The organism is Streptomyces sp. S6 (genome assembly GCF_054880855.1).
In genome coordinates this window covers 1-9806 of record NZ_JBTYMC010000251.1, presented here as the reverse complement: position 1 = coordinate 9806, position 9806 = coordinate 1, and the positions used below count along the sequence as shown (strand labels likewise).

11 protein-coding genes are annotated in these 9806 nt (G+C 70.7%); 4 read left to right on the top strand and 7 right to left on the bottom strand.

Annotated features, from left to right (window positions below; translation table 11 throughout):
• Positions 1 to 1181, bottom strand: a 1181-nt coding sequence (locus tag ACVNF4_RS26835; RefSeq protein ID WP_461805449.1) for a penicillin acylase family protein, incomplete at its 3' end; no start/stop codon positions are given.
• A 231-nt stretch (positions 1182 to 1412) separates the two neighbouring features.
• Between ACVNF4_RS26835 and ACVNF4_RS26830 the strand changes: the two genes are divergently transcribed.
• Together ACVNF4_RS26830 and ACVNF4_RS26825 are read left to right on the top strand one after the other, a co-directional pair.
• Positions 1413 to 2015 (top strand): hypothetical protein, encoded by a 603-nt coding sequence (locus tag ACVNF4_RS26830; protein WP_461805448.1) that lies wholly within the window; start codon positions 1413 to 1415, stop codon positions 2013 to 2015.
• A 294-nt stretch (positions 2016 to 2309) separates the two neighbouring features.
• Positions 2310 to 3377: an RNA ligase (ATP) gene (locus ACVNF4_RS26825; protein WP_461805447.1), complete on the top strand. Its 1068-nt coding sequence runs from the start codon at positions 2310 to 2312 to the stop codon at positions 3375 to 3377.
• A gap of 47 nt (positions 3378 to 3424) precedes the next feature.
• Here ACVNF4_RS26825 and soxR read toward each other — a convergent pair whose 3' ends face one another.
• Positions 3425 to 3889: a redox-sensitive transcriptional activator SoxR gene (gene soxR, locus ACVNF4_RS26820; RefSeq protein WP_461805446.1), complete on the bottom strand. Its 465-nt coding sequence runs from the start codon at positions 3887 to 3889 to the stop codon at positions 3425 to 3427.
• A gap of 123 nt (positions 3890 to 4012) precedes the next feature.
• Here soxR and ACVNF4_RS26815 point away from each other — a divergent pair, with 123 nt between their 5' ends.
• A complete protein-coding gene (locus tag ACVNF4_RS26815) occupies positions 4013 to 4474 on the top strand; it encodes a MaoC family dehydratase (RefSeq protein ID WP_461805445.1) in 462 nt (153 codons plus the stop codon).
• A gap of 32 nt (positions 4475 to 4506) precedes the next feature.
• Here the strand turns inward: ACVNF4_RS26815 and ACVNF4_RS26810 are convergent, their stop codons facing one another.
• From ACVNF4_RS26810 to ACVNF4_RS26800, 3 genes are all read right to left on the bottom strand, one after another.
• The gene (locus ACVNF4_RS26810; protein WP_461805444.1) at positions 4507 to 5133 is read right to left on the bottom strand and encodes a TetR/AcrR family transcriptional regulator; all 627 of its coding nucleotides are present in this window, start codon (positions 5131 to 5133) and stop codon (positions 4507 to 4509) included.
• Between the two features lie 73 nt (positions 5134 to 5206).
• Positions 5207 to 5491 carry a YiaA/YiaB family inner membrane protein gene (locus ACVNF4_RS26805; protein ID WP_461805443.1) on the bottom strand — a complete coding sequence of 95 codons (285 nt, stop codon included), beginning with the start codon at positions 5489 to 5491 and terminating at the stop codon, positions 5207 to 5209.
• A 77-nt stretch (positions 5492 to 5568) separates the two neighbouring features.
• The gene (locus ACVNF4_RS26800; RefSeq protein WP_461805442.1) at positions 5569 to 6720 is read right to left on the bottom strand and encodes an acyl-CoA dehydrogenase family protein; all 1152 of its coding nucleotides are present in this window, start codon (positions 6718 to 6720) and stop codon (positions 5569 to 5571) included.
• A 78-nt stretch (positions 6721 to 6798) separates the two neighbouring features.
• Here ACVNF4_RS26800 and ACVNF4_RS26795 point away from each other — a divergent pair, with 78 nt between their 5' ends.
• Complete coding sequence (locus ACVNF4_RS26795; protein ID WP_461805441.1) at positions 6799 to 7458, top strand: TetR/AcrR family transcriptional regulator; 660 nt, start codon at positions 6799 to 6801, stop codon at positions 7456 to 7458.
• Here the strand turns inward: ACVNF4_RS26795 and ACVNF4_RS26790 are convergent.
• Both ACVNF4_RS26790 and ACVNF4_RS26785 read right to left on the bottom strand, forming a co-directional pair.
• A complete protein-coding gene (locus tag ACVNF4_RS26790) occupies positions 7424 to 8743 on the bottom strand; it encodes an MFS transporter (RefSeq protein ID WP_461805440.1) in 1320 nt (439 codons plus the stop codon). The genes ACVNF4_RS26795 and ACVNF4_RS26790 overlap by 35 nt on opposite strands.
• A gap of 210 nt (positions 8744 to 8953) precedes the next feature.
• Positions 8954 to 9649, bottom strand: coding sequence for a class F sortase (locus tag ACVNF4_RS26785; protein ID WP_461805439.1), 696 nt, complete (start codon positions 9647 to 9649; stop codon positions 8954 to 8956).
• Positions 9650 to 9806 lie beyond the last annotated feature (157 nt).

Genomic DNA, 9806 nt, shown 5'->3' with positions numbered 1-9806 from the left:
ACGTCCTGCCGAAGAACGACAGGCCGTTCCCCGCAGGGCACGCCGAGCTGTACTCCACCACCCTCGGCTGGCGGATGGTCAACCCCCGGATGGACGGCGTCGGGCAGCGCCGTCCCCTGCGGGTTCGCGGGCTTCGAGGCGTACGGGAAGCTCTCGCCGTTGTGGACGGTGAGGACGGCCTCGGCGTCGTTGCGTTCGCGGAACGACTCCCAGACCTTGGCGCCCTCGGTCACGCCGTACTTCTCCTGCGCGGCGAGCAGGGAGATCGCGTTGTTGACCTCGCCGCCGCCTCCGGAGCCGAAGAGCGCGCCGATGACGGACGCCAGCGCGACCATGTCGGTGATCTTGAAGTGGTCGATGGTGCCGGCGTTGGTGATCGCGTCCTTGTGCCCGGTGAGGACGTACTCACCGGGGAAGTACCGGCCGCTGTCGGAGGCGTCGATGTAGGAGTTGATGCCGTCGAGGTAGGCGTTCGCGTCGGCGAGGGCCTGCCGGCCCCGGGCGCCGCTGGTGGCGACGGCGTTGTCGATCTGCGCCTGGAGATCGGCCTCGGTGTACGGCGCGTTGCGCCAGAACTGTTGCTCCAGGCCCTGGTTGGAGGGGGCGCCGCCGGCGAAGGCGGTGACCTGTCCGCGGCCGACGTGGCGGAAGACGTCCATCAGCCACAGCCGGTCCTGGGCGGCGGCGTATCCGGCGCCGAACTCGGTGCCGTACCGGGTGGTGCCGGAGATGTGCGGGACGCCCGTCTTCTTGTCGCGGACGATCGTGACGTCGGTGCGGCCCGCCGGCTTGAGGGTGGAGGCGACCTGATCGGCCGGGACCCCGAAGGAGGCGTCGTTGAAGAAGGTGTTGATGGTGGCGTTGGTGAGGGCGGGATAGCCCTTGGCCAGGTTGCTGTACGGGCCGAGCTGGTCGTCGGCGTGGTCGGGCTGGGTGCCGAACGCCTGGTTGAGGATGATCTGCGCGAGGGTCGCGTTGCCGTTCTGGCCGGGCGGCAGGATGTCCGAACACTGGCCGCCGCAGTAGTCGTTGGACTCGGCCGCCTCGGCGGTGGCGGCGCGGGCCAGGGGGGACAGCGGGGAGAGCAGACCGGCGAGGAGCGCGCATACGGTCGCGCTCTTCAGGAACCCGGGGATTCCGCCGGGAGTTCTCAGTCTGTCGAGGGGAGTTCGCCGTGGCATGTGCAGCTCCTAGCGACGGGGGTGGCCGGAAGGTTACCGCCGGTATCCCCGGGATTGAAAGTGAACATGCGTCAAGTTTTTTCACGGCTCCGCACCCGGCGGGGGCCATCCGGAAATCGGATGGAGCCGATTCGAGAGTCGATACGTCTATTCGACGACGTCGCGCAAATCCGGTGCGACGGCGCCGAAGTGACCGAAGTACAGGTGCAGGTGTGACGGAGGTGCAAGGCGATGGCAGGTTTCCGGAGTCTGGCGAGACAGGCGCGCGATCCGCGCAGCGATCTGGCGCTGCGGCGTTATTCGCTGCGCAAGTGCCTTGAGCGGTTCGCCCCTTACGGGCACAGGGCGACCTGGGACCACCTCTCCTCGCGGGCCGGCTTCGGCCCCGAGGACCGCTCTCCCGACCCGGCGCGGCTCGTGGCCGCGCTGGAGGAACTGGAGGAGGCGCGGACGGTGTGGCTGGCCTACGAGGCGGGCTTCGCCCAGCGGCGCAGGAAGGAGAAGCACGACGGACTGCGCAGGCCGGGGAGTGTCGACGACTGGCACCGGCTGACCTGGGGCGGGTTCGGTGTGGCATGGTGCGACGACCCGCGGCTCCACCCCCGTGAGCCGCTGGCCGAGGTACTGCGCCGGCTGATCGCCGCGCTGGAGCGCGAGCCGGGTGCGAACTGCCCGGTGTGCGGCGGCGAACGGCTCCTGTGGAAGTACGAACTCGATCACGAGCCGTCGGCGGGCCCGGTCTGCGCGGACTGCGGCATATTGGTGCCGCGTCCCGTCCTCACCCCGGAGGCGCTGGCGTCGGCGCGGCGGGGGCGGCTGCTGGTGTCGGCGTAGGGCCGCGCCGGGCTTCCGCGGGGTTCGGCCGAGCGGCCGACGGGGGTGCGATGGGGATGCCGCACCCCCTGTGGAACGCCGGTGCGCGTACGCCGGGGACGATCAGCGGGCGCCGGGGGCACTCATTCGGCTCCGGGGGCGCTCAAGGGTTTCTTCGCGCCGCTTCGCTCCGGTGAACCCTGTGACGCCCGGGTCCGTGAGGGCCGTCGAAAGTAGCAGGCGGAAATCCGTTCGCTCCACCCCATTCCCGTCAGGACAGTTGGGGGCGATGAAACCGCATCCGTAGGAGCCCTCATGTCGACGCTGCGCGTCACCGCCGAAGTCCTGACCGTGCACGAGCACCCGAACGCAGACGCCCTCGAACTGGCCCAGGTCGGCCTGTACCGAGCGGTCGTGGCGAAGGGGGTGTACCGGACCGGGGACACCGCCGTGTACATCCCCGAGCAGTCGGTGCTGCCCGCCGGGCTCATCGCGGAGCTGGGACTCACCGGACGCCTCGCGGGCTCGGACGCGGACCGGGTCAAGGCGGTCCGGCTGCGCGGGGAGCTGTCGCAGGGGATCGTGTGCCGACCGCGCGCGCTGGCCGACGTCGATCTGGCGCGGGCCGCCGAGGACGGCACCGACTTCGCCGAGGCGCTCGGCATCACGAAGTGGGTGCCGCCGGTGCCGCCGACGATGAGCGGGGACGTGGAACCGGCACCCGAGCTTGTCCCCTGGGTCGACATCGAGAACATCCAGCGCTACCCGGACGTCTTCACCCCGGGGGAACCCGTAGTACTCACGGAGAAGCTGCACGGCTCGGCCTGCCTGCTGACGTACGTCGCGGACGACGAGCGGGTGTACGTCTCCTCCAAGGGGTTCGGCGCCAAGTCCCTGGCTCTCAAGGAGGATCCCCGCAACCTGTACTGGCGTGCCGTACGCGGCCACGGCGTCCCCGAGGCCGCCGCCCGGCTCGCCGCGCGCCTCGGTGCCCGACGGGTGGGGATCTTCGGGGAGGTCTACGGGGACGGCGTCCAGGATCTGTCGTACGGGGCCGACGGGCGCCGCGAGTCCCTCGGGTACGCGGTGTTCGACGTGGCCGCGGAGGTCGACGGGGTGGTGCGCTGGCTGGACGCGGAGGCCCTGCTCGGGGGTGAACTGCCCCTCGTGCCCCGGCTGTTCACGGGGCCCTACGACCGTGAGCAGGTGCTCGCGCTGGCGACCGGGCGCGAGACGGTGTCCGGGAGGGGGCTGCATCTGCGGGAGGGGGTCGTGATCCGGGCCGCCGTCGAGAGGTACAGCGCTGTCGTCGGGGGGCGGGCGATCGCCAAGGCGGTGAGTCCGGCGTATCTGACGCGGAAGGGCGGGACGGAATACGAGTGAGGGACTCGGGGTGCCCCTGAGGGGCCACACCCTGAGGGGACGCCCCCTCACCCCTCCCGGTGTTCCACCACCAGCCGGGAGCCGGTGAGGCGGGTGCCGAAGACGTCGTCCGGGTTGGAGAGGACGCAGGTGTCGAGGGAGAGGCAGCCGCAGCCGATGCAGTCCGCGAGGTGGTCGCGCAGCCGGTTCAACTGCTTGATGCGCTCGTCCAGTTCGGACTGCCACGCCTTCGACAGCCGCGCCCAGTCCTCCCGTGTCGGCGTCCGCTCCTCCGGCAGCCGGGCGAGCGCCTCCCGGATCGTCGCGAGCGGGATGCCGACCCGCTGGGCCGCCCGCACGAACGCCACCCGCCGCAGGGTGTCCCGGCCGTACCGGCGCTGGTTGCCCGCGGTGCGGCGGCTGGTGATCAGCCCCTTCGCCTCGTAGAAGTGCAGCGCGGACACGGCGACACCACTGCGCGCCGCCAACTGGCCGACGGTCAGCTCTTGGACGTTCTCGTGGATCTGGGGCACGCGTCCACCCTAACGGGGCGACCGGGCCTGCCCAGAGCCGTTGACAGGGACCCCGGGGACCACCATGCTAAGCAGTTGCTTAGATCTGGACTTCACAGGGACGCACAGCGAGAGGCCGGGACCATGGCAGAGCCGAGGATCTTCACGTCCGCCGACGAGCTCAAGGCGGCGGTGGGCGAGCAGTTGGGGTACAGCGACTGGGTGGAGGTCGACCAGAAGCGGATCGACCTGTTCGCCGAGGCCACCGGGGACCACCAGTGGATCCACGTCGACCCTCAGAAGGCGGCGGCCGGGCCGTTCAAGACGACCATCGCGCACGGCTACCTCACACTGTCGCTGCTCCCCCTCTTCGGCCCGCAGCTCATCCACGTCGAAGGCGTGCAGATGGGCGTCAACTACGGTACGAACAAGGTCCGTTTCCCCGCCCCGGTCCCGGTCGGCTCCCGGCTGCGTGCCACCGCGCGGATCAGCTCCGTCGAGGACGTCAAGGGCGGGGTGCAGATCACCCTCGCGTTCACGGTGGAGCGCGAGGGCGGCGACAAGCCGGTGTGCGCGGCGGAGTCGGTGTCCCGGTACTACCTCTAGGGAGCTACCTCGCACGAGTTGCCCCCGGAGTACTACTTCGCGGCCCCCACCATCCGCAGTACGAGGTCGGCGTACAGCTCGCCGACCTCCTCCGGCGTCCGTGTCCCGGCCACGTTGAACCAGCGGGCCACGTCGATGCACAGGGAGAGGATCGCGAGTGTCGTCCCGCGGATGTCGATGACGTCGAACTCCCCCGACGCGACGCCGTCCTCCAGGATGCCGCTCATCACCGCGTTGACCTCGCGGCGCAGGGCGACGATCTCGGCGCGGGCGTCGGGGCCGAGGGCGTCCAGCTCGTACTGGACGACACGGGCCGTCGTGCGCCGGATCGCGTGCCAGCGGACGAAGTCGCTGACCGCGTCGGCCAGGCGCTCGGGGGCGGTGCCCTCGCGGTGGGCGGCGGTGCGCAGGATGTCGAGCGCCCGGTCGTGGCCGATGCGGCTGATCCGGTGGAGCAGCTCTTCCTTGGTCTTGTAGTGGATGTAGAGCGCGGCCGGGCTCATGCCGGCCCTGCTCGCGATGTCCCGGGTGGTGGTGGCGTGGTAGCCGCGCTCGGCGAACGCCTCGACCGCGGCGACGAGCAGACGTCGGGCCGCGTCGGGCGTGACCTCTTCCCACGGTTCGGCCTCGCCGCCGATCGTGTCCTGCGCCGTACTCATCACTCACCGACCCTTCTCACAGACAGTCGCCCTACCATACCGCCGAAGGTGAGCGGGCGCTTAGTCAGGCCGGTCAGAGCTTTTCGAACGGGTCGTGTTCGGCGAGCAGCTTCTCCAGGCGGGCCTGGTCGACCCTGGTGACGATCTGCCCGGCCTCCTGGCGGTCGCGGATCACCTTCGCGAGGGTGAAGCAGGACGTCACCAGGTAGAGCACGGCGATCGCGAGGAACCCGCGGACCCAGGCGTCGGCGCTGAGCTGGTAGATCCCGACGGTGGTGGCGGCCATGGCGACGGCGAAGGAGGCCACGGCCTGACCGTAGAAGGCGGCGGTGCCCTGCTGTTTGGGTGTCTCACTCATGGGAACGAGTCTCGCCGAACGTGGCCCGCGCCACATCCGCCGTAGTACTCAGGAGGTACTCACTCCCGGGAGGTACCTCAGAAGGCCGACACCCCTGTCAGCGCCCGCCCGATCACCAGTTTCTGGATCTGGCTGGTCCCCTCGTACAGCGTCATCACCCGCGCGTCCCGCAGCAGTTTCCCCACCGGGTACTCGTCGATGTACCCGTAGCCCCCGTACACCTGGAGCGCGTTGTTCGCGGCGCGGACGGCGGCCTCGGAGGCGAAGAGCTTCGCCTTGGACGCCTCGGTGGTGAACGGCAGCCCCCGGTCGATCAGGTCGGCGACGCGCCAGGTCAGCAGGCGGGCGGCGTCGACGTCGACCGCGATGTCGGTGATCAGCTCCTGCACGAGCTGGTGCCCGGCGATCGGCGTGCCGAACTGCTCGCGCTCCCCCGCGTACCCGACGGCGGCGTCCAGCGCGGCCTGCGCGATCCCGACGCAGCCGGCCGCCACCGACATCCGCCCCTTGGCGAGCGCCGACATGGCGACGGAGAACCCCTTCCCCTCCTCGCCGAGCAGCGCGGACGCGGGGATCCGGACGTCCTCGAAGACCAGCTCGGCGGTGGCCTGCCCACGCAGCCCGAGCTTCCCGTGGATCGTGCGGCGGGTCAGGCCCGGGGTGTCGGTGGGGACGAGGAACGCGGAGACACCCTTGTGGCCGGGGGCGTCGGTGGAGCGCGCGAAGAGGAGGACGACGTCGGCCCACGTCCCGTTCGTGATGAACATCTTGGTGCCGTTGACGACGTACGCGTCCCCCTCACGTACGGCCCGGGTGACGAGGTTGCCCGCGTCGGACCCGGTCCCCGGCTCGGTCAGCCCGAAGCACCCGATGGACGTCCCCGAGGTCAGCCCCGGGAGCCAGCGCCGCTTCTGCTCCTCGCTCCCCCACCCGGCGATCGTCTTGGCGACGAGCCCGAGGGAGACGGAGACGATGCCGCGCACCGAGGAGTCGCCGCGCCCCAGCTCCTCGGTGACCAGGCAGTACGCGAGGTGGTCGCCGCCCGAGCCGCCGTACTCCTCGTCGATCGTGAGGCCGAGGAAGCCGACGGCGCCGAGCTTCTTCACGATGCCCTGGTCGACGGCCTCGGCGCGGTCCCAGTCGCGGACGTGCGGGGTGATCTCGCGGGTGACGAAGTCCCGGGCGAGGCGCTGGACGGCGGTCTGTTCCCCGGTCAGTTCCAGATTCATGCGGCGATTCCTGTCAGGGCTTCCCGTAAGGGTTAATTACCACTGCTAGTTTTCTGGCGCAGCCCTACTATGAGCGCCATGGCCCGACCGCACAAGCCCTTGCTGAGCACCGAACGGATCGTCGCCGCGGCCCGGGAACTGATCGACACGGAGGGTCTCGGCGCACTCTCGACGCGCCGCCTGGCCGCCGAACTCGGCGTGAGCGGGCCCTCGTTGTACAACCACTTCGCCACCAAGGACGAGATCGTGGAGGCGGTCGCCGACTCGGTGAGCGCGCGGGTCGACCTGTCGATGTTCGAGGACGGCCGGCCCTGGCGCACGGCCCTGCACGACTGGGCGACGTCCTATCGGGCCGCCCTCAGGGATCACCCCAACATCGTCCCGGTGCTGGCCCAGGGTCCGGGTCGCAGGCCTGCGGGACTACGGGTCGCCGACGCGGTGTACGGGGCGATGGTCCGGGCCGGGTGGCCCGCCGCGCAGGCGACGTCCGTCGGGGCGCTGATGCGGTACTTCGTGATGGGGTCGGCGCTGGGGTCGTTCGCGGGCGGCTTCGTGCGGGACCGCGGCGCGTACGACCCCGCCGACTATCCGCATCTCGGCCAGGCGCATCTGCTGGCCGAGATGCAGGAGACCGTGGACGAGCGGGCCTTCGAGACCGGGCTGACGGCTCTACTGGACGGCCTGGAAGGGCAGTTCGCCCGGATCAGCGTGAACGGGCCCGGTCCGCAAGGATCTTGATGGAGACGAGCGCGATGACGGCGAGGCCGATGATGTACGCCGAGACCGACATCGACGTCCCCGTCGTCTTCAGCAGCAGGACCATCACGAACGGCGCGAGTCCGCCGCCCGCGACCGCCGCGATCTGGTAGCCCAGCGAGGCGCCGGTGTACCGCATCTCCGGGGTGAACAGCTCGGCGAACAGGGCGGCTTGGGGGCCGTACATGATGCTGAGGAAACAGCCGGCGACGAAGGTGGAGACGGCGAGCCAGAGCAGCGAGCCGGTGTCGATGAGGAGGAACATCGGGACGGCCCACAGGGCGATGCCGGCCGCGCCGAGGGCGTAGATCCTGATGCGGCCGACCCGGTCGGAGAGGGCCGCCGAGGCGGGGATCAGGACGAGTTGGGTGAGGCTGACGCAGAGGGAAACGGTCAGGACCGAGCTGCGCTTCATGTCGAGGTCGCGGGTCGTGTAGTCGAGGACGCCGGTGATCAGGATGTAGAACGTCGCGGTGTTCACGGCGAAGGAGCCGCCGGCGAGGAACACGGTGCCGAGGTGGTGGCGCAGGACCGTGCGCAGCGGGGAACCCTGCTCCGACTTCTCCTTCTGCGCCAACTCCTGTTCCGCCGCCCGGAATTCGGGGGTCTCCTCGACATGGGTGTGGATGTACCGGGCCAGCACGAGGACGAACAGACCGACGACGAACGGGACTCGCCAGCCCCACGCCTCGAACGCGCTCTCGCTCGTGAAGGCGCCGGCCAGCAGGAAGACGGTGTTCGCGGTCACCACGCCGATGGGGACGCCGAGTTGGACGAAGCTGCCGTAGATCCCGCGCTTGCCCTCCGGCGCGTACTCGGTCGCCAGCAGCATCGCGCCGCCCCACTGCGCGCCCACGGCGATGCCCTGCACGACGCGCAGCAGCACCAGCAGGATCGGCGCGGCCACCCCGATCGTGTCGTAGGTGGGCAGCAGCCCGATACCGGTGGTCGCGACCCCCATCAGGGTCAGCGCCATCACCAGCATCGGCTTCCTGCCCCGCTTGTCGCCGAGCTGCCCGGCCACGATCCCGCCGATCGGCCGGGCCAGGAACCCGACGGCGAAGGTCGCGAAGGCGGCGAGGATCCCGGCCGTCGAACTGCCCGACGGGAAGTACAGATCACCGAGCACCAGCGCGGCGGCGATCCCGAAGACGAAGTAGTCGTACCACTCCACGGCCGACGCCAGCGCGGCAGCGGTGGCGACCCGGCGGTGTGACGCCGTGGGGGTAGGGGTCGTACGGGGGTGAGCGGTGGGGAACGTGTCCATGCGTGCACACTCCGTGGGGCGCGGGGGACGTTCCCGGGAACATACTGACCGGACGGTATGGGGTCAACGGGATGGACGAGAACCGGGGTGCGCGACCTGTTCAGTGAGCCGATCACGCTGTGGCGCCGGAGGGTTTCGGGGCCCGGTCCGGGTCGTACGGGTCACACCAGGGGCCGATGACCATCGGTGACACGGAGGGAAGGCGCCCCCTCAACGCCCCCGCACCCCCGTGAGGTGCGCGAAGACGACCGTGTTGCCCGAGTAGCCGGTCCGGCGGTCGTAGCGGCCCGCGCAGGTGATCAGGCGCAGTTCGGGGCGTCCTCGGTCGCCGTACACCTCCCGGTCGGGGAAGTCCTTCTTGTCGTAGGACGTGACGGTGTCGACCGTGTAGACGGCGGTTCGTCCGTCCGCTCGGTGGACCTCGATCAGGTGACCCGGGCTGAGTTCCTTGAGGCCGGCGAAGACGGCGCCGGTGGTGTGGGTGTCGAGGTGTCCGACGGCGACGGCCGTGCCTCGGGCGCCCGGTGCGGGGCCGCCGGAGTACCAGCCGACGAGGTTGGGGACGTCGACGGGCGGTGCGGTGAGGCGGTGGTCACGGTCGAGGGACAGAGGCGTGACCGGGGCGTCGACGTCGAGGTAGGGGATGACGAGGCGGGTGGCTCTGGAGGGGTACGGGTGGGGGGTGGGGGCGGGTTTCGGGGGCGCCTTCGTCGTACCGGATGTCGGGGGCACGTTTCTCGCGTCGGGGCCGGGGGCCGTCGTCCCGGAAGTGCCGGAGGGACCGGACGCGCCGGATACCCCGCGGACGCTCTTGGCGTCGGAGCCGGGGGCCGCGGTGATCGCCGGGGAGGAGGGGGTGCCGGGGCCCGCCCACCAGACGCCGGCCGTCGTGAGCGCGGCGGCCACGAGGAGGGTGCGGGTGAGGCGGTAGGCACGGGTGCGGTACCAGGGGCGCGGTGCCAGGCGACGGCCGCCGTCACGTCCGGGAGGGACAGGAAGGGGAGCGTGCCGTCCTCGAAGCCCTCCGGCGGGGGTGCGGGCAGGTGCCAGTCGGTGTGGGAGG

Coding starts and splice junctions, on each gene's coding strand:
- ACVNF4_RS26795 (WP_461805441.1), top strand. CDS start 6,799: ATGGCCCGACCGCACAAGCCCTTGCTGAGCACCGAACGGATCGTCGCC.
- ACVNF4_RS26790 (WP_461805440.1), bottom strand. CDS start 8,743: ATGGACACGTTCCCCACCGCTCACCCCCGTACGACCCCTACCCCCACG.
- ACVNF4_RS26825 (WP_461805447.1), top strand. CDS start 2,310: ATGTCGACGCTGCGCGTCACCGCCGAAGTCCTGACCGTGCACGAGCAC.
- ACVNF4_RS26815 (WP_461805445.1), top strand. CDS start 4,013: ATGGCAGAGCCGAGGATCTTCACGTCCGCCGACGAGCTCAAGGCGGCG.
- ACVNF4_RS26810 (WP_461805444.1), bottom strand. CDS start 5,133: ATGAGTACGGCGCAGGACACGATCGGCGGCGAGGCCGAACCGTGGGAA.
- ACVNF4_RS26805 (WP_461805443.1), bottom strand. CDS start 5,491: ATGAGTGAGACACCCAAACAGCAGGGCACCGCCGCCTTCTACGGTCAG.
- ACVNF4_RS26800 (WP_461805442.1), bottom strand. CDS start 6,720: ATGAATCTGGAACTGACCGGGGAACAGACCGCCGTCCAGCGCCTCGCC.
- ACVNF4_RS26830 (WP_461805448.1), top strand. CDS start 1,413: ATGGCAGGTTTCCGGAGTCTGGCGAGACAGGCGCGCGATCCGCGCAGC.